Annotated in this window: 16 protein-coding genes; 9 read left to right on the forward strand and 7 right to left on the reverse strand. The window is 64.8% G+C overall.

What is annotated here, in order from left to right:
- Nucleotides 1-205: 205 nt before the first annotated feature.
- From CR105_RS24025 to CR105_RS24035, 3 genes are all read right to left on the reverse strand, one after another.
- Complete coding sequence (locus CR105_RS24025; protein ID WP_099792967.1) at nt 206-1,231, reverse strand: porin; 1,026 nt, start codon at nt 1,229-1,231, stop codon at nt 206-208.
- A 57-nt stretch (nt 1,232-1,288) separates the two neighbouring features.
- Nucleotides 1,289-2,269: a Bug family tripartite tricarboxylate transporter substrate binding protein gene (locus CR105_RS24030; protein WP_229414099.1), complete on the reverse strand. Its 981-nt coding sequence runs from the start codon at nt 2,267-2,269 to the stop codon at nt 1,289-1,291.
- Between the two features lie 191 nt (nt 2,270-2,460).
- Nucleotides 2,461-3,360 carry a LysR substrate-binding domain-containing protein gene (locus CR105_RS24035; protein WP_099792968.1) on the reverse strand — a complete coding sequence of 300 codons (900 nt, stop codon included), beginning with the start codon at nt 3,358-3,360 and terminating at the stop codon, nt 2,461-2,463.
- 104 nt (nt 3,361-3,464) lie between these two features.
- On the opposite strand from CR105_RS24035, the gene CR105_RS24040 reads away from it, so the two are divergent.
- Genes CR105_RS24040 through CR105_RS24055 form a run of 4 tightly spaced genes read left to right on the forward strand, consistent with a single transcriptional unit; the run spans nt 3,465 to nt 7,225 of the window.
- On the forward strand, nt 3,465-4,565 hold the full coding sequence (locus CR105_RS24040; protein ID WP_099792969.1) for a 4-oxalomesaconate tautomerase: 1,101 nt from the start codon (nt 3,465-3,467) through the stop codon (nt 4,563-4,565).
- A complete protein-coding gene (locus tag CR105_RS24045; RefSeq protein WP_099792970.1) occupies nt 4,562-5,587 on the forward strand; it encodes an amidohydrolase family protein in 1,026 nt (341 codons plus the stop codon). The genes CR105_RS24040 and CR105_RS24045 overlap by 4 nt, the downstream gene beginning before the upstream one ends.
- A gap of 2 nt (nt 5,588-5,589) precedes the next feature.
- Nucleotides 5,590-6,297, forward strand: coding sequence for a 4-carboxy-4-hydroxy-2-oxoadipate aldolase/oxaloacetate decarboxylase (ligK, locus tag CR105_RS24050; RefSeq protein WP_229414100.1), 708 nt, complete (start codon nt 5,590-5,592; stop codon nt 6,295-6,297).
- A 7-nt stretch (nt 6,298-6,304) separates the two neighbouring features.
- Nucleotides 6,305-7,225, forward strand: coding sequence for an amidohydrolase family protein (locus CR105_RS24055; protein WP_218968751.1), 921 nt, complete (start codon nt 6,305-6,307; stop codon nt 7,223-7,225).
- Between the two features lie 5 nt (nt 7,226-7,230).
- Here CR105_RS24055 and CR105_RS24060 read toward each other — a convergent pair whose 3' ends face one another.
- Nucleotides 7,231-8,046 carry a ferritin-like domain-containing protein gene (locus CR105_RS24060; RefSeq protein WP_229414101.1) on the reverse strand — a complete coding sequence of 272 codons (816 nt, stop codon included), beginning with the start codon at nt 8,044-8,046 and terminating at the stop codon, nt 7,231-7,233.
- A gap of 281 nt (nt 8,047-8,327) precedes the next feature.
- On the opposite strand from CR105_RS24060, the gene CR105_RS24065 reads away from it, so the two are divergent.
- From CR105_RS24065 to CR105_RS24075, 3 genes are all read left to right on the forward strand, one after another.
- Nucleotides 8,328-9,275 (forward strand): tripartite tricarboxylate transporter substrate binding protein BugD, encoded by a 948-nt coding sequence (locus tag CR105_RS24065; RefSeq protein ID WP_370660704.1) that lies wholly within the window; start codon nt 8,328-8,330, stop codon nt 9,273-9,275.
- A gap of 137 nt (nt 9,276-9,412) precedes the next feature.
- Nucleotides 9,413-9,874, forward strand: coding sequence for a tripartite tricarboxylate transporter TctB family protein (locus CR105_RS24070; RefSeq protein ID WP_099792974.1), 462 nt, complete (start codon nt 9,413-9,415; stop codon nt 9,872-9,874).
- 10 nt (nt 9,875-9,884) lie between these two features.
- Nucleotides 9,885-11,387, forward strand: a complete 1,503-nt coding sequence (locus tag CR105_RS24075) for a tripartite tricarboxylate transporter permease (RefSeq protein ID WP_099792976.1) — start codon at nt 9,885-9,887, stop codon at nt 11,385-11,387.
- A gap of 180 nt (nt 11,388-11,567) precedes the next feature.
- On the opposite strand, the gene CR105_RS28535 is transcribed toward CR105_RS24075, so the two are convergent.
- Nucleotides 11,568-11,918, reverse strand: a complete 351-nt coding sequence (locus CR105_RS28535; protein WP_099792978.1) for a DUF6932 family protein — start codon at nt 11,916-11,918, stop codon at nt 11,568-11,570.
- Between the two features lie 299 nt (nt 11,919-12,217).
- Here CR105_RS28535 and CR105_RS24085 point away from each other — a divergent pair, with 299 nt between their 5' ends.
- Together CR105_RS24085 and CR105_RS24090 are read left to right on the forward strand one after the other, a co-directional pair.
- Entirely contained in the window at nt 12,218-13,645 is a 1,428-nt protein-coding gene (locus CR105_RS24085; protein ID WP_099792980.1) for an APC family permease, read from the forward strand.
- Nucleotides 13,646-13,674: 29 nt separating this feature from the next.
- Nucleotides 13,675-14,295, forward strand: a complete 621-nt coding sequence (locus CR105_RS24090) for an SAM-dependent methyltransferase (RefSeq protein ID WP_099792982.1) — start codon at nt 13,675-13,677, stop codon at nt 14,293-14,295.
- Between the two features lie 75 nt (nt 14,296-14,370).
- On the opposite strand, the gene CR105_RS24095 is transcribed toward CR105_RS24090, so the two are convergent.
- Both CR105_RS24095 and CR105_RS24100 read right to left on the reverse strand, forming a co-directional pair.
- Nucleotides 14,371-15,684 (reverse strand): alpha/beta hydrolase, encoded by a 1,314-nt coding sequence (locus CR105_RS24095; protein ID WP_229414102.1) that lies wholly within the window; start codon nt 15,682-15,684, stop codon nt 14,371-14,373.
- A 120-nt stretch (nt 15,685-15,804) separates the two neighbouring features.
- Complete coding sequence (locus CR105_RS24100) at nt 15,805-18,627, reverse strand: TonB-dependent receptor (protein ID WP_180288299.1); 2,823 nt, start codon at nt 18,625-18,627, stop codon at nt 15,805-15,807.
- Nucleotides 18,628-18,715 lie beyond the last annotated feature (88 nt).

Raw genomic sequence — 18,715 nt, forward strand, 5'->3', positions numbered from 1 at the left:
ACGGGGCTCGTCAACAGGAGACCAAGGTGAAGCCGATGGTTTCCACGACAGTGAAGAACTCGATCGACCGGGTTGAACACAGATGAACGCAGGCATGGCGCGCCGGGTTCGGTGCCATGACGTCAACCGTTCCAACCGCCCGGTGCGGACCCGCATGCCGGGTGGTGTGGCAGGGGAGCGGCCTTCGGGCCGTCCCCTATGCCGATCAGAACGTGTGGCGGATGCCAAGCGCCATGCTGTCGGTCGAATCGAACCCGGTTTGCTTGTCGCGCAGATAGATCGCATACACATCCGTGCGTTTCGACAGCACATGGTCATAGCCGATCGACGCGGTCTTGCGCACGTTATCGGCCAGCGCGGCGCGGGTGCGCTTGGTGTTGCCGTACTCGGCCAGCAACGCGCCCTGCGCCGTGACCGGCACCTTGAGTCCGACATCCCAGCCGCGCGTGCCGTTGACGACGCCGCTCGCTTCCGACTTCACCACCGAGCCATACACCTTGGCGACCCGGAAGTCGTACGCTGCGCCCAGCAGATAGCCTTCCTGCTGGGTCAGCGGCGCGATGACCGGAACGCGCACGCGCTGCGCCGAGAAAGCGGCGCTGAAGTTGCCCTTCAGGTAGTTGGCGTGCAGGCCGAGGTTGGCGGTGCTGCTGCTGCCGGCAACTTCGCCCAGGCCATAGATCACGTTGGCGGCAAAACCGTTGGTGCGCGGCGTCACATACTGGACCGCATTGTTCCAGACGGTGTCGCCGATCAGCGCGCCGTTGTAGGTGCCGACGAACGACTGCAGTACCAGCGGCGAAAATACCACCGAACTGCCGAACGGGCTCAACATGCCCATATTGATATAGGTCGGATTGGTCTGGCGCCCGACGGTCAGCTTGCCGAAACTGCCTTCCACGCCGACATAGGCATTGCGCGAAAACAGCGGATCGGCCGCGCTGCGCCCCTGCGCGCCGGTATCGGTCTGAAAGAAGCTTTCCAGCGCAAAGATGACCTTGTTGCCCGAACCGAGGTCTTCGGATCCGCGAAAGCCCCAGAACGACGTCGTCAAGCCGCCGTGTCCGATGACGGTGGTCGCCGCCGGACCGCCGCTGCGCTCGAGTTTGCCGGCGTAGGCGCCGACCAGGCCATACAGCTGGACCTGGGTGCCTGCTTGTGCCAGTGCGCCGAACGAGGTGCCGGCAGCGATCAACCCGGCGCCGAAGCGCAGGAAGTTAAGAGTGTTCATGTTTGTTCCCTGAGTGAAGTTAGGCAGAGCGGCGGTTCCGGCAGCCGGAACCGGCACTTATTGCTGCAGAATCTTGGCTTTGGTGATGACATCGCCCCACTTGGCGATATCGGCGGCAAGCAGCTGCTTGGTCGACTCGGGCGTGCCGCCTTGCGCGACGATGCCGAGCGCCAGCAGGCGCGCCTTGATCTCCGGTTTGGCCAGGGCGGCCTTGACTTCCTTGTTGATGCGGTCGATCACGGGCCGCGGCGTGCCGGCCGGTGCGGCCAGCGCGTTCCAGCTGGTGGCCTGGTAGTTCGGCAAGCCGCTCTCTGCAACGGTAGGCACATTCGGCAGTCCGACAAAGCGTTTTGCGGAGGTGACGGCGATGGCGTTGAAGCCGCCGGCCTTGATTTGCGGCAGCGCCGGGCTGAGAATTTCGACTGATGCGTTCACTTCACCGGTGGTCGTTGCCGTCAACACTTCCGGCGAACCTTTGTACGGCACGATCAGTGCGTCGATGCCGGCCATCGAGGTGAACAGCTCGGCGGCAAGGTTCTGCGTGCTGCCGCGGTTGATGGTTCCGATGCTCAGTTTGCCTGGGTTGGCCTTGGCGTAGCCGATCAGTTCGGCCACCGTTTTGACCGGCAGGTTCTTGTTGACCAGGATGGCCAGGTCGAAGTAGCCGAGCGTCGAGATCGGCACGAAATCGGCCAGCGTGTCGTAGGGCAGCTTCAACTTGAACAGGTTGGCGCTGACGGCGGTGCCGTTGCTCATCAACAGCAGCGTATAGCCGTCGGGCGTGGCGGAGGCAACCGAATTGGCGGCGACGATGCCGCCGGCGCCGGGCCGGTTTTCGATGATGATGGGCTGCTTCATCGACTGCGCCATTTCCTGCGCGACCATGCGCACCGTCAGGTCGGCCACGCCGCCGGCGCCGAACGGCACGACGATCTTGATGAGCTTGTTAGGGAAGTTCTGCGCGCTGGCGGAGACCGACACTGCCAGCGAGAATACGGCCAGTGCGAACTGCAGGCGCTTCATTTTTTGCGAAATCATAGGTTGCCTCTGTGAGTTGGATCGGCGCTTCTGGCGGCGCCTGCTATCGGGAAAAGATGCCCCGCCCGGTTTCGCCGCGTTGTGCAGCGAAATGACGTGAAGCGATTATCGAGTAGCAAAAGCCAGCCAACAACCCTATGCAGCGCCTAACAGATATCGCAGAATGTTATAGCTCGCGTTTTTGCTCGCTATCACGCCTGCACTTCACGCAGCACTTCACGCGTGATGCGCTCGAGGATTTCCAGGGTCGCCTGCTGCGTGCTGGTGGTGGGCCGGTCGGCGCCGATGGCCACCGACAGCAAAGGATACAGGCCGGGATTGGTAATCTGGCGCGTGCTGAAGCGCTCGGGCTGCGCCGCCGTCAGCACCGCGTGGCGCGACAGGATGGCATTGCCGACGCCGTCGGCCACCAGGTCGAGGATGGTGGCGACGCTGTCGACTTCCATCGCGATGCGCGGCTGCACGCCAATATTGAGCAGCGCTGTCTCGACGTGCATGCGGATGGCGTTAGGCCGGCGCGGAATGATCAGCGGGTATTGCGGGATGTCCTTCAGCTCGACCTGCCCATCGGCATTGCCGCCTGTCTGCACCAGCAGCAGCTCGTCTTGCAGCACCGGGCGCAGCTCGACGCCGGGCGACGGAAACGCGTTATACAGCAGCGCGATGTCGAGCTGGCCGGTCAGCAGCGACTCCTGCATCGTTTTCGACAGCCCGTCGACGATCGACAGCGTCGCTTCCGGCATCAGGCGCTTGAATTCGCGCGTGACCGGCACCGCCAAGATGCGGCCCAGCGTCGGCGGCAGCCCGATCGCCACCCGGCCGGCGAGCGAGCCGCGCACCCGCGACAGTTCTTCGCGCAGGCGCTCCATCTGGTGCAGCACGCCGCGGCTGTGCTCGAGCAGCACTCTGCCCGCCTCGGTCAATGTGATGCCGCGCCCGTTGCGCACCAGCAGGTTCTGGTGCAGCTCGACCTCCAGCAGGCGCACCTGGCGACTCAGTGCGGGCTGCGCGATGTCGAGCACGATCGACGCCCGCGTAAAGCTGCCCAGTTCGGCGACGCGCACAAAATACGACAGCTGTTTCAAATCCATTTGCAACTCCTGACATGTTTGCGCCCATGATATAGCAACTTGTTATAGCTGATAGATTTTCGGCGGCCTGTCACAAACGGCAGCGCCGCCCCAGAATGTCACCCATGCAAACCCCTATTCCCACCCTGTTCATGCGCGGCGGCACTTCGCGCGGCCCATTCTTCCGCGAGTCCGACCTGCCGGCCGACCGCGCAACGCGCGAGCGCGTGCTGCTGGCGGTAATGGGTTCGCCCGACCCGCGCCAGATCGACGGCCTGGGCGGCGCCCATCCGCTGACCAGCAAGGCCGGCATCGTGCGCAAGAGTGCGCAGCCAGGCGTCGACCTCGATTTCCTGTTCGTCCAGGTGCAGCCGGGCCAGGACAGGGTCGACACGACGGCCAACTGCGGCAACATGCTGGCCGCGGTGGTGCCGTTCGCGCTCGAAACCGGACTGGCCGCGCCGCAAGGCCCGGTGACCACCTTGCGCGTGCTGACCCTGAACACCGGCATGCAATGCAACATCAGCGTGCTCACCCCCGGCGGCCAGGTCGCGTACGACGGCGAAGCCCGCATCGACGGCGTACCGGGCACATCGGCGCCCGTGAAGATCAACTTTCTCGACACCGCCGGCTCGGTGTGCGCCAGCCTGCTACCGACCGGCAACGTCAAGGATGACATCGACGGCGTCGAAGTGACCTGCATCGACAACGGCATGCCGCTGGTGATCCTGCGCGCCGAGGCGCTGCAGTGCAGCGGCTATGAAAGCGTGGCCGAGCTGAACCTCAACACGGCGCTCAGGCAGCGCATCGAAAAGCTGCGCATTGCCTGCGGCTTAGCGATGGGCCTGGGCGACGTGACGGCCAAGAATTACCCGAAGATGACGCTGATCGCGCCGCCACGCGCCGGCGGCAGCATCTGCACGCGCAGCTTCATCCCGCACGTCTGCCACGACGCCATCGGCGTGCTGGCCGCGGTCACGGTGGCCACCGCCTGTGTGATTGACGGCTCGGTCGCCGACGGCGTCGCCGTGCCGGCCGCCGCCGGCGCCGCTGTGTCGGTCGAGCACCCCACCGGGGAGTTCTCGGTCGAGCTCGACGTCGACCCGGCGCAGCCGCAAAAAGTCCTGCGCACCGCATTGCTGCGCACCGCGCGCCTCATCATGCGCGGCGAAGTGATGGTGCAAAACACCATTTGGAACAAAGGAAATAGAGGAGAAGCAGCTTGATCATCGATATCCACGGTCACTACACCACCGCGCCGCCGGCGCTGGAAGCGTGGCGCAACCAGCAGATCGCCGCCCTGAAGGACAGAGCGCTGGCGCCGTCGATCGCGTCGCTGCGCCTCAGCGACGATGAACTGCGCGAGAGCATCATCGGCAACCAGCTTGGCAAAATGACCGAGCGCGGCATCGACCTGACCATTTTTTCGCCGCGCGCCAGCTTCATGGCGCACCACATCGGCGACTTCAATACCAGCGCCAACTGGGCGGCGATCAACAACGAGCTGTGCTACCGCGTCAGCCAGCTGTTCCCGGACAACTTCATCGGCGCGGCGATGCTGCCGCAGTCGCCTGGCGTCGATCCGGCCAGCTGCATTCCCGAGATCGAGCGCTGCGTGAAGGAATACGGCTTCGTCGCCATCAACCTCAACCCGGACCCGTCGGGCGGTCACTGGACCAGCCCGCCGCTGACCGACCGCCACTGGTATCCGGTCTACGAGAAGATGGTCGAGCACGGCCTGCCGGCGATGGTTCACGTCTCCACCTCCTGCAACGCCTGCTTCCACACCACCGGCGCCCACTACATCAATGCCGACACCACGGCGTTCATGCAGTTCCTCAGCGGCGACCTGTTCAAGGATTTCCCGACCTTGAAGTTCGTCATCCCTCACGGTGGCGGCGCCGCGCCGTATCACTGGGGCCGCTACCGCGGACTGGCGCAGGAGATGAAAAAGCCGCTGCTGCAGGACCACCTGCTGAATAACATTTTCTTCGACACCTGCGTGTACCATCAGCCTGGCATCGACCTGCTGACCAAGGTGATTCCGACCGAGAACGTGCTGTTTGCGTCCGAAATGATCGGCGCCGTGCGCGGCATCGACCCGGAGACGGGCCACTACTACGACGACACCCGGCGCTACATCGAGGCGGCCAGCCTGAGCGCCGAACAGCGTCACCAGATTTTCGAAGGCAATGCCCGCCGCATCTACCCGCGGCTCGACGCCGCGCTGCTGGCCAAAGGACTGTAACCATGAATACTCCCGCGAACATGCCAACCTTTAACCAGCTCGGCGTCGTCAAGCGCAACATCGTGCGCGCCGATCGCGAGGCGGTCGACCTGCTCGGCCGTTTCGGCAGCGCCACCGTGCACGAGGCGATGGGCCGGCTCGGCCTGATGAAGCCGTACATGCGGCCGATCCACCCGGCACACGTTTCCGGCACCGCCGTCACCGTGCTGCTGCATCCGGGTGACAACTGGATGATGCATGTCGCCGCCGAGCAGATCCAGCCAGGCGACATCGTCGTCGCGGCCATCACGTCCGAGTGCAGCGACGGCTATTTCGGCGACCTGCTGGCGACCAGCTTCATCGCGCGCGGCGCCCGCGCACTGATCATCGACGCCGGCGTGCGCGATGTGCGCGAGCTCGGCGCGATGGGCTTTCCGGTGTGGAGCAAGGCGATCAGTGCAAAGGGCACCATCAAGGCCACCCTCGGCTCGGTCAACGTGCCGGTGGTATGCGCCGGCGCGCTGGTCCAGCCGGGCGACGCCATCGTCGCCGACGACGACGGCGTGGTGGTGGTGCCGGCCGCCGACGTCGTGCGCGTGGCCGCAGCGGCAGCAAAGCGCGAGGCGCTGGAAGCGGACAAGCGCGCCAGGCTCGCTTCCGGCGTACTTGGCCTCGACATGTACGACATGCGCGACGCCCTCCAACAAGCCGGACTCATTTACCTTGACTGACACCAGCATGGACATCAACATCGCTACCAAGACCGAAGGCTGGCTCGACTGGCATCAGGATCCGGCCACGCCGCGCTTCGAGCTGCCCGCCGGCGCCGTCGACGCCCACTGCCACGTGTTCGGCCCCGCCGCCGAATTCCCCTTCGCCCCGGAACGCAAATACACCCCGTGCGACGCCGGCAAACAGCAGTTGTTTGCCTTGCGCGACCACCTCGGCTTTGAGCGCAACGTCATCGTGCAGGCCACCTGCCACGGCGCCGACAACTCGGCGATGGTCGACGCCTGCCTCGCCTCGAACGGCAAGGCACGCGGCGTGGCCACCGTGAGGCGCGACATCAGCGACGCCGAATTGCAGCGGCTGCACGAGAGCGGCGTACGCGGCGTGCGCTTCAACTTCGTCAAGCGCCTGGTCGACTTCACGCCGAAAGAGGAGCTGCTGGAAATCGCCGGCCGCATCGCCGCCTTCGGCTGGCACGTGGTGATCTATTTCGAGGCGCAGGACCTGCCGAATCTGTGGGATTTCTTCACCGCGCTGCCGACCATCGTCGTCGTCGACCACATGGGCCGCCCGGATGTCGGCAAGCAGGCGACCGGGCCGGAGTTCGCGCTGTTCGTCGATTTCATGCACCAGCACCCGAACGTGTGGTGCAAGGTCACGTGCCCGGAGCGGCTGTCAGTCACCGGACCGAAAGCGCTCGACGGCGAAGCCAATCCGTACCGCGACGTGATTCCGTTCGCCCGCCACATCGTCGAACAATTCCCCGACCGCGTGTTGTGGGGCACCGACTGGCCGCACCCCAACCTGCAGGACCACATGCCCGACGACGGCTTGCTGGTCGACTTCATCCCACACATCGCACCGACCGCCGCTCTGCAGCAAAAGCTACTGGTCGACAATCCGATGCGCCTGTACTGGCCCGAGGATTGAAAACGTCAGCGCATCGCGTCCAGCTCCTCTTCGGTGAAGCCGGCCAGCCGGCGCGCTTCGAGGTTGAAGGGGCCCTTCAGTACCGGCGCTTCGTATTGCGCGGCCAGTTCGGCGTAGATGGCGCGCGGTTCCAGCGCGCGCTGGCGGCACAGGTAGCCGTACCAGCGGTTGCCGATTTCGACGTGGCCGACTTCCTCGCGCAGGATCAGATCGAGGATGTGGGCGGCGGCCAGGTCGCCGGCCTGCGCCAGCTTGGCGCGCAGCGGCGGGATCGCGTCGAGCCCGCGCGCTTCGAGCGTGCGCGGCACCAGCGCCATGCGCGCGAGCACGTCGCCGCGCGTCTTGTCGACCATTTCCCACAAGCTGTCGTGGGCCGGGAAATCTCCGTACTGAAAGCCGAGCGACTGCAGGTGCGCGGCGAGCAAGGTGAAATGCACCGCCTCCTCCGCCGACACGCGCAGCCAGTCGGTGTAATAGTCGGCTGGCATGTCCCGAAAACGCCACAGTGCGTCGAGCGCCAGGTTGGTGGCGTTGAACTCGATGTGGGCCAGCGCGTGGATCAGCATGGCGCGCCCTTCGATCGTCACCATCGAGCGGCGCCCGACCAGCCGCGGCGCGACCAGTTCGGGGCGCGGCGGGCGCCCCGGAATGGCGCCGGAGGCGTCCAGCACCGCGCCGGCGTCGAGCAGCATGGCGCCGCAGGCATGGGCGCGCGCCATCGCGGCCACCTGCCGCGCCTTGGCGGCCGGGTCGGTTTCGAGCAGGCAGTGCAGCGCGCTTGCGCGCAGTTCGGGCGACAGCACCATCGGATAGTCCGTCATAATTGAAAGCGCGCAGTGTAGCAAAACGGCGGGCGCGGGCCTGCACTTTGGCCTGCCTGTGACTGTTAAATTACGGTCAATAAGGGTTTCTACCTAGTTGCAAATCAGACTATTTGCTGATACAACCGTAGTGCAAACTAACGAGCATAGCTCCGCGGTTGTATAGACAGAGAGCAACGGCAGTTCGCTACGGCGCGCTGCAAAGATTCGCTCACGATGATCATAAAAGTTATAGAGGAAGACACCCGATGAAATTGACACTTTTGAGCACCGCTGCGTGCATGGCTTTGATGGGCGGCGTCATGACGCAGGCCCAGGCCCAGAACTACCCGACCAAGACGATCACGATGGTAGTGCCGTTCGCCGCCGGCGGGCCGACCGACACGGTGGCGCGTCTGGTCGCCCAGTCGATGGGCACCAAGCTCAAACAGACGGTTCTCATCGAGAACGTCGGTGGCGCCGGCGGCACCATTGGCGCCGCACGGGTCGCCAAGTCGGCGCCGGACGGCTACACGCTGTTCCTGCACCACATCGGCCAGTCGACCGCGCCGGGCCTGTACCGCAAGCTCAGCTACAACGCCATCGACAGCTTCGAGCCGATCGGCCTGGTCACCGACGTGCCGATGACGATCGTCGCGCGCAAGGACTTCCCGGCCAAGGACATGAAGGAATTCCTCGCCTACGTCAAAGCCAACAAGAGCAAGGTCACCTACGCCAACGCCGGCATCGGTTCGGCCTCGCACCTGTGCGGCATGCTGTTCATGACGGCAATCGGCACCGACCTGACCACGGTGCCGTACAAGGGCACCGGCCCGGCGATGAATGACTTGCTCGGCGGGCAGGTCGACTTCATGTGCGACCAGACCACCAACACCACCAGCCAGATCAAGGGCGGCAAGATCAAGGCTTACGCCGTCACCACCAAGACGCGCCTGGCGTCGATGCCTGACCTGCCGACCTTGAACGAATCGGGCCTGCCGGGCTTCGAAGTGGCGGTCTGGCACGGCCTGTACGCGCCGAAAGGCACGCCGAAACCAATCGTCGACGCCCTCGCCGACGCCTTGCAGGTGGCGCTGAAGGATCCGACTGTCAAGCAGCGCTTTGCCGACCTCGGCACCGAGCCAGTCGCTGACAGCCGCGCCCGTCCGGAGGCGCTGCGCGCCCACCTGAAGGCCGAGATCGACCGCTGGGGCCCGATCATCACCAAGGCCGGCGCCTACGCCGACTGATCGACCCTGTCCGGGCCGGCGCGCAGAGCGTGCCGGCCCCTTGACAACGCCATACAACAACACCGCGGCCCGCCGCGCGCGCGCTTTTGGCGGGCGCTTTCGGGACCGCAAGATTTACAGTAACCAGGGGACACGCAGTGCCATCATTTATTCGTCATCCAAAGGACTTTTGGACCGGCATCATCTTTCTATTTTTCGGCCTCGGCGCCGTATTCATCGGCCAGGACTACGCGATGGGTTCGGCCGGCCGCATGGGCCCGGCCTATTTCCCGAGCGTGCTCGGCACCTTGCTGGCCGTGATTGGCCTGATCGGCATCATCCGTTCCTTCATCCTCGTCGGCGAGCCGATCGGCCGCTTCTACATGAAGGAACTGCTGATGATTCTCGCAGCGATCCTGCTGTTCGGCATCCTGATGCGCGGCGCCGGCTTGGTACCCGCGATCCTCGTGCTGATCTTCCTGAGCGCCTACGCCGGCCCCAAGTTCAACTTGAAGGAAGTGACGTTTCTGGCCGTCGGATTGGCCGTTTTTGCCGTGGTCGTGTTCGTCAAGCTGCTGGGCTTGCCGATGGCTGCCTTCGGTCCCTGGTTTGGTGTCTGAGTAGAAAAATATGGAAATCTTAAATAACCTCCTGATGGGCTTTGACACGGCCCTCTCGCTCACCAACCTGATGTATTGCCTGATCGGCGTGTTCGTCGGCACCGCCGTCGGCGTGCTGCCTGGCTTGGGTCCGGTTGCCACCATCGCCATGCTGTTGCCGGCCACCTTCGGCCTGCCGCCGATCTCGGCGCTGATCATGCTCTCCGGTATTTACTACGGCGCACAATACGGCGGTTCGACCACCGCCATCCTGGTCAACCTGCCGGGCGAATCATCGTCCGTGGTGACCGCCATCGACGGCTACCAGATGGCGCGCAACGGCCAGGCCGGCAAGGCGCTGGCCACCGCGGCGATCGGTTCGTTCTTCGCCGGCACCGTCGCCACCATCCTGCTGGCGCTGTTCGCGCCGCCGCTGGCCGAACTGGCACTGAAGTTCGGCCCTGCCGAATACTTCTCGCTGATGGTGCTCGGCCTGGTCGCCTCCGTGGTGCTGGCCAGCGGCTCGCTGCTCAACGCGATCGGCATGGTGATTCTCGGCCTGCTGCTCGGCCTGGTCGGCACCGACGTCAATTCCGGCGCCGCGCGCTACACCTTCGACACGCCGCAGCTCGCTGACGGCATCAACTTCGTCATCGTGGCGATGGGCATGTTCGGCATCGGCGAAATCGTCCGCAACCTGGAGCATGACGAGACGCGCAACCTGGTGATGAAGAAGGTCTCCGGGCTGATGCTCAACAAGGACGACTTCAAGCGCATCATCGCGCCGGTCCTGCGCGGCACCTTCCTCGGTTCGGCGCTCGGCATCCTGCCGGGCGGCGGCGCCATGCTGGCGTCGTTCGCGGCCTATTCGATCGAAAAGAAAGTGTCGAAAAATTCCGCCATGTTCGGCAAGGGCGCGATCGAAGGCGTGGCGGCTCCCGAGTCGGCCAACAATGCCGGCGCGCAAACGTCGTTCATTCCGATGCTGACCCTGGGCATTCCGTCGAACCCGGTGATGGCGCTGATGATCGGCGCCATGATCATCCAGGGCATCCAGCCAGGTCCTGCCGTCATGACCGAACAGCCGGCCTTGTTCTGGGGCCTGATCGCCTCGATGTGGATCGGTAACTTCTTCCTCATCGTGCTGAACCTGCCGATGATCGGCCTGTGGGTCAAGATGATCATGGTCCCGTATCACCGCCTGTACCCGGCCATTTTGATGTTCTGCGCGATCGGCGTGTTCAGCCTGAACAACAGCGACTTCGACGTCTGGCTGATGGCGCTGTTCGGCCTGTTCGGCTACATCTGCGCCAAGCTCGGCGCCGAGCCGGCGCCAATGCTGCTCGGCTTCATCATCGGACCGATGATGGAAGAATACCTGCGCCGCGCGCTGCTGCTGTCGCGCAGCGATCCGATGGTGTTCGTCGAGCGTCCGATCAGCGCGGTGATGCTCGGCCTGGCCGTTGCCGCACTGATCGTCGTGCTGCTGCCGTCGCTGCGCAAGAAGCGTGAAGAGGCGTTCCACGAAGAATAAAACGGGAACGTGGCGATAAAAAGCCCCTGCATGCAGGGGCTTTTTATCGTCGGCGGTCTTAGGTAGCAGTTGACCTCAGCGAAATCACTCATTCTTGACAGCTAATCGCTACAGTTAAAAAAGCAGGGTGGCACTTACGCCGCCCAGCTCTTGGGGACTAGATATGGCTGAAAAAAGCGATTATTGATTGCTGCAGAAGGGCAATCGACTGGCGGAATTTTGGACAAGGTACGAAAGTTCCATATCGAGCGGCGAACAAATGATTACCTCAAATCGGTAGAACGTCACGATGATTACAACCAAATCAACATCATCGGGTTCGTTTTTTTCACACACGAAAGAGCCATCGAACCAAAGCTCCCCCTTGATCCCAAGAGCGGAGAGTTCTACCGCAAACTTTCTCAACCCTTCGAGGAGCATTGGCCTGCGTTGCGAGTACGTGAACGGTTCAACAAAGGTCGCGGGCAGCTCATCTAACGTGAACCTGTGAAACCCGGCTGGCAAGAGGTGAGGGAATTCAGGTTTGGACATGGTTGCCAATTGTACTTGACAATTGGTTAACTCGACAGTTCGATCAACGCACTGTTTGATACGTTATCAACCGATCATCCGCCAGCCGAAGGGTTACACCTCCGGCTGGTTAAGTCGTAGCCGCAAGTTGGAGCTTGGAACTCTTAATACCGATGCCCGGAAGCGCTGCCCGCCCGGCTGACGCGGCGTCGTCCGGGCATCGGACTTGAGCTTGAGCGAGATCAAGCCCGCCGGGATGGGCCGCAACGAAGCAGAGGGAGCCGCCGTCCTAACGAAATACGCTCCGCTTGCGAGGCCCCATGCGCGATTCCAAGTATTCCCGGCCTACTGCCGAGTCTTCCTCGCCAGCCGGCCCGCGCGCCGTGATCGGGCTGGGCGAGGCAATCGCCCTGATCGTCGGCGTCGTCATCGGCGCCGGCATCTTCAAGGCGCCGTCGATGGTGGCCGGCATGACCGGCGACGCCGGCTGGATGTTCGCCGCCTGGGCGCTGGGCGGCCTGATGTCGATTGTCGGCGCGCTGTGCTACGCCGAGCTGAGCACGGCGTATGCCAATGCCGGCGGCGACTACCATTTCCTGCAGCGCGCCTACGGCAATTCGGTGGCCTTCCTGTTCGCCTGGGCGCGCTTCTCCGTCATCGCGACCGGCTCGATCGCGCTGCTCGGCTTCGTCTTCGGCGACTACATGCACCAGGTGCTGCCGCTGGGCGGGCCGCAGTCCGCCTGGGGACCTGCCGCCTACGCCGCAGCGGCCATCATCGCGCTGTCGTGGCTTAACATCGGCAACGTCAAATACGGCACCACCACCCAGACGTGGCTGACGGCGCTGGAGGTCGGCGGCCTGCTGCTCATTGTCGGCGCCGCGCTGTTCCTCGTCGCCGGCGGCCATGCGCCGCCCGCGCCTGCCGCCGCTGCCGCAGCCGCAGCCGCTACCGCGCCGGGCATCCCCGCCTCGTTCGGCCTGGCGATGGTGTTCGTGCTGCTGACCTATGGCGGCTGGAACGAGGCGGCCTACATCAGCGCCGAACTGAAAGACGGGCGGCGCAACATGGTCAAGGCGCTGGTGCTGTCGCTGCTGATCATCACGGCGCTGTACATGCTGGTCAACTGGGCCTACTGGAAAGGCCTCGGGCTGGCCGGCATGAGCGGCTCGGAAGCGATTGCCGCGGACCTGCTGCGCACCGCCTTCGGCCGGCCCGGCGCGGCGATCATTTCGCTGATCATCGCGCTGGCGGCGATCACGTCGATCAACGCCACCATTATCGTCGGCGCCCGCTCGAGCTACGCGGCCGGGCGCGACTGGCCGGTGCTGGCGCCGCTGGCGGTATGGGACGCGCGCCGCGGCACGCCGGCCAACGCCCTGCGCATCCAGTGCGCCGCCGCGCTGGTGCTGCTGCTCGTCGGCGTGTGGACCGGCAGCGGCTTCAAATCAATGGTCGAATTTACCGCGCCGGTGTTCTGGCTGTTTTTCCTGCTGTCGGGCGTCTCGCTGATCGTGCTGCGCATCCGCGAGCCGCACACGGCGCGGCCGTTCCGCGTGCCCTTGTATCCGCTGCTGCCGCTGGCGTTTTGCGCCACCTGCGCCTACATGCTGAAGGCCAGCCTGTCGTACGTCTACAGCCAGTCGCTCGGCGGCTGGAACGCCGCCTGGGTCGGTGTCGTCGTGCTCGCCGTCGGCGGCATCCTGCTGCGGTTCCTTCGCCGCCGCGCACCCGCGCCCGGCAACTAAACCCGCCTTTCGATTAACAGGAGAAGCCCATGTCCCCTTCGCGCCTCGGTCCCCGCTTGATCAATCTGCCCCGCTTTCTCAGCCAGGTCCTGTGCGTTTTCCTCGTCGTCGGCGCCGCCGCCGCCGACCAGCGCCCGCGCCTCGACGTACCGTTTGTGCCGACGCCGCAGCCGGTCGTCGACCGCATGCTGAGCCTGGCCGACGTCAAGAAAAATGACGTCCTGTACGACCTTGGCAGCGGCGACGGCCGCATCGTCATCACCGCGGCCAAGCGCTACGGCGTGCAAGGCATCGGCATCGACCTCGATCCGGTGCGCATCGCCGAAGCGCGCGCCAACGCCCGCAAGGCCGGCGTCGACCGCCAGGTCAAGTTCGTCGCGGGCGATCTGTTCAAGGCCGACTTGTCGAACGCGACCGTGGTGACGCTGTATCTGCTCGACAGCATCAACCGCGAACTGCGCCCACAACTGTGGAAGCAGCTCAAGGTCGGCACCCGCGTGGTGTCGCACGCGTTCGACATGGGCGAGGAATGGCCGCCGCAAAAGACTGAATCGGTGGACGGGCGCACCGTCTATTTCTGGACCATCACGGAGGCCAACAAGCGCGCCGCCGCGAACTTGAAGCAATCGCCCGAGCGTGCCGGGCGCTGACGGCAATGACGCGGCAGCGGCAATGGCAGCAAAGGCGCCAGCGAAGGCGCCGGCCGGTTTCGGACGCCGTTGCCCTCACGGCGCCACCGGCAGGCCCTGCTGGCGCAGGAACTGGCGGATGGCCGCATTCGCCGCCTGCGCTTCGGCGGCGGAAAAGCCGCCGTGGTTGCCCGTCTCGATCGTCACGAGCCGGTTCGGCACGCCGGCGCCATCAAGGGCCGCGTGCAGCGTTTCGGCCTGGCTGTAGGGCACCACGGGATCGCGCTTGCCGTGCACGCTGATGACCGGCGGCAAGCCGGCGCGCACCAGCCGCAGCGGCGAGAGTTGGCGCGCCAGCGCCTCGCGCTCGCTGTTGCTGCCGAACCATTCGATGGCGTAGTGGCGTTGCTGCGGGCCATCGAGCATCGCCTCGACGTCGCCGATGCCGAACCAGTTGACCACCGCCGCCACGTTCATCGCCGGCTCGGCGCCACTGTTCCAGCGCGTCGCGTCCGGCGTCGGACAGGCGCGCTCGAACGGCGAGCCGGCCGGCAGCAGCGCGGCCATCAGCGCGAGGTGGCCGCCGGCTGAGTCGCCGGCCACCACCATCGTGCTGGCGTCGGCGCCGTGCGCGGCCGCGTTGGCGCGCAGCCAGCGCAGCGCGCAGCGCACGTCCTCGACCGCTGCCGGCGCCGGGGCCACCTTTGCCAGGCGGTATTCGACGTTGGCCACCGACCAGCCCATTGCCAGGTAAGGCAACAGCATGAAGGCGGCGTTCTCCTTGCGTCCATCGACCCAGCCGCCGCCGTGAAAATACACCAGCAGCGGCGCCGGCGCGCGCCCTTTCGCCGCCGCGCGGTGCAGGTACAAGTCGAGCTTGAGCTGCTGGCCGGACGCCGTGCCGTAGACCAGGTCGGGCTTGACCTGGTAACGCACGCCGGCCGCGTCGGCAAATTCATCGGCGCGCGACGGCAGTGCGAGGGTCAGGGCGATCAGCGCGGCCGGCAATAGCAAGCGGCGAACCAGGCGACGGGCGACCAACATAAAGACTCCACGGAAGATGGCGTGCGTGCACGCGAAAGTAGATTGAGGTGACCGTTCATGACGTACGCATTCTGCGCCGATCGGGCCGGGGCTGGCCGGCGAACTGGCCGGGCGCCGCGCCGACATCGTCAGCGTAGCGCTCGGTTTCAACGATTGGTATTGGCACGCAGGCACCTTGGCCGACACGGTGTGGCGCTTCGAAGCCTTGCCGGCACGCTTGCGGCGCGCCCAGCCAGGCGCGCTGATTGTCGCCATCACGCCGCTGGCCAGCACGGCAAATCCGGCCGGCGCGAAGGCGCCGTACTCGCTCAACTGCGCGGCGCCCTTGCTGCAGTGGTAGCGCGCCGCCGCGCTGCCGGCGACCATCGCTTGCGCCTGGTAGCCGGCGAAGCGCTGAGCAACAGCGCCATGCTGCTCGACGCGTCCACCTGTCGGTCGAGGGCGCCGGCAGATATGTCAGCGCCCTCGCCGGCACCCTGCCTGCCGTCAGAACTTCGCCTTGAGGCTGACGAACACCTGGCGGCCATTGGCGTAGTAACCGAGCGGCATTTCCTCGGTGATGGCGTAGTAGCGGCGCACCGGGTTCAGCAGGTTGTTGGCGTCGACCGTCAGCGACAGCGTGTTCGACAGCTTGTAGGTCGCCGATGCCGACAACGTGCCCTGGGCGGCGGCGTAGTTGGCGCCGATGCGCACCAGCGTGGTCGGGTTGACTTGGTCGACGCCGTTGCCGCTAAAGCCGATGGCGTAACGGGTACGGTAGTTCCACGCCAGGCTGGCGCTGAATTTTTCGTCCTCGTAGTAGCCGCGCAGGTTGTAGGTGTACTTCGAGGTGTACACCATTTCGATGCCGTCCTCGTCTTTGCTGTTGACGTAGGTGAGGTTGCCCAGCACGCCGAAACCCATGCCGACCGGCTGCTCGACCGACAGTTCGACTCCGCTCAGCTTGGCGCTCTTGCCGTTCGACGACGATACCGAGTAGTCCGAGAACGACGTTGTCGCGTCCTTGGTGGCGGCGAACTTGGTAATGTTGAACAAACTCTGGATCGACGTGCCCGGCTTGACATAGTTGTGGATGCGCTGGCTGAAAATGGAACCGGCCACGTAAGCGCGCGGTGCGTAGTACCAGCCGAGCGAAGCGTCGACGTTGTTGGCGATGATCGGCTTGAGGTAAGGGTTGCCGGCCGACGCCGTCAAAGTGGTGTCGTTGACGCCCGACAGCGAGCCGGCCAGCTGGCTGAAGTTGGGCCGCCCGAGCGTGCGCGAGGCGGACACGCGTCCGATCAGGCCGTCGTTGAAATCCCAGCGCAGGTTCAAGCTCGGCAGCCAGTCGCGGTAGACGTTCGACACCGTCACCGGCAGGTAGCCCGACAGGCGTGAACTGGTGATGGCGCCCTGGCCGATCAGCGTGCCGCTGCCGGGCACGCAACTGGTCGCCATTGCCGGGCAGGCCAGCGCGCCGTTGTTGAGGGCTCGGTAGAAGTCCGAGCGCACGTCGGTCTCCACCCAGCGCACGCCGACATTGCCGCTGAAGCGACCTTGCTCGAAGTCCTGGGCGATGTAGGCCGCGCGGTTCTTTTCCGTGACGGTCGCGCTCGAGCCCCAGTTCTTGTTCAGCACCGGGTCGTAATTGATGTTGGCGTTGCCCCAGGCGATCAGGGTGTCGGTGTCGTAACGCGGCAGGTTGCGCGGGAAGTTGCCCGACAGGTCGCCGGCATAGTCGGACGGGAAGCTGGTCGACGGGACGGCCCAGGTCGCAAATGGATAGAACTTGTCCATGTCGGCCTGCGACGAACCGCCGGCGCCCAGGCCCGGCAGCTTGTACTGGCCGTTGACGGTGATCTTGTCGTTGGTGTGCGAACTGGCGCGCACGCCGAACTTGAGCGTGGTCAGCGCACCCTGTTCCAGGCGCAGCTGGCCGTCGGCGTGGGCGTAGTCTTCCTTGTCGAGCGTGTAGATGGCGCCGCCGACGTTCGGCAGCAGGCGGTAGTTCTGCAGCTTGGTCAGGTCGGTGCCGATGACGTTCCAGTCGGCCGGCTCGCGGCCGTTGTCGTTGAGCTTGTAGCTGACGCCCTTGTCGAAGATCTCGTACAGCGCGCCCGGCTGGCCGGCCGTGGCGCCGGTGCCCTTGGTCGCGCCGAGCTTGCCGCTGAAGGTCAAGCTCGGCGTCGCTTTCCATTTGATGTCGATGTCCTGGTACGCGGCGGTCGACCTGGCGCCGGTGCGCGCCTGGTGGGCGAACTGCAGCGTGTTGCCGTCCTTGCGCGTCGGATTCGGCACCAGCGTGCCGGCGGTGATGACGTCGCCGGCGATGGTGTAGCCCTTGATCAGGGCGCCGTTGTTGACGATCGTGGCCAGTTCGGCAAATGCCGACGTGTTGTAGTTGTCGGCCGTGAGCGAGGAGTCGAACACATTGATGTTGACGTCGAGCTGGCTCGTTGGCTTGAATTGCAGCCCGACGTAGCCGCCCTTGCGCTTGCGCACGCCTTCGAAGAAGGCCGAATTGAGCTGGCTCGGCACGCGCTTGCCCTTGAGCGCGAGATCGCCGCCGCGGGCCGGATCGGCCGCCGCCTGGGTGTTCAGGTACAGGCCCTGGCCGAAGTTTTCCTGGCCGTCGCGGCGCAGGTGGCGATCTTCGCTGAAGGCCTGGACCAGCACGCCGAAGGTGTTGGCCTCGTTCTTCCAGTTGATCAGCGCGCTCAATTGCGGATCGGTCTTGCGCGCGAGCGTCGAGTAAGCCACGCCGGCGCTCACTTCGCCGATGAAGTTCTTCTTCTGGTCGAGCGGGCGGCGGGTGATGATGTCGACCGTGCCGGCGATGCCGCCTTCGACGATGTCGGCGCGGCCGTTCTTGTAGACGATCGCCTGGCCGATCAGCTGCGACGGCAGCATGCCGAAGCTGATGCCGCGCGTGTTGGTGTTCTGGTCGCCGATGTACCAGTCGCCCGAGCTGAGCGAGTGGCCGTTCAGCGTGGTCAGGTTGAGGAACGGCGGCGTGCCGCGAATGGCGATGCGCTCGGCTTCATCGAACGCCAGCGCCGAATTGTAGGTGATGTTGACGCCGGACAGGCGCGCGAGCGAATCGGCGATGTTCTTGTCGGGCATCTTGCCGATGTCTTCGGCCGTGACGACCTCGATATTGGTGTCGGCGTTCTTCTTCACCGCCATCGATTTTTGCAGCGAAGCGCGCAGCCCCGTCACTTCCACCGTCTGCATCGCCGGCCCCTCGGTGCTCTGCGCCAGCGCCTGGCTGGTCAGCGCGAGCAGCGCCAGGGAAATCGCCGCGGCCATCGGTGTCTTTTGTACGTTCATCCAGGTCTCCATGAGTTTATTGTTATCGCTGCATACAAAATAATCCAACTGGTCTAATTAGTCAAACAGAATATAGACCACTTGCCCA

The organism is Massilia eurypsychrophila, from assembly GCF_002760655.1.
GTDB lineage: Bacteria > Pseudomonadota > Gammaproteobacteria > Burkholderiales > Burkholderiaceae_D > JAFCUW01.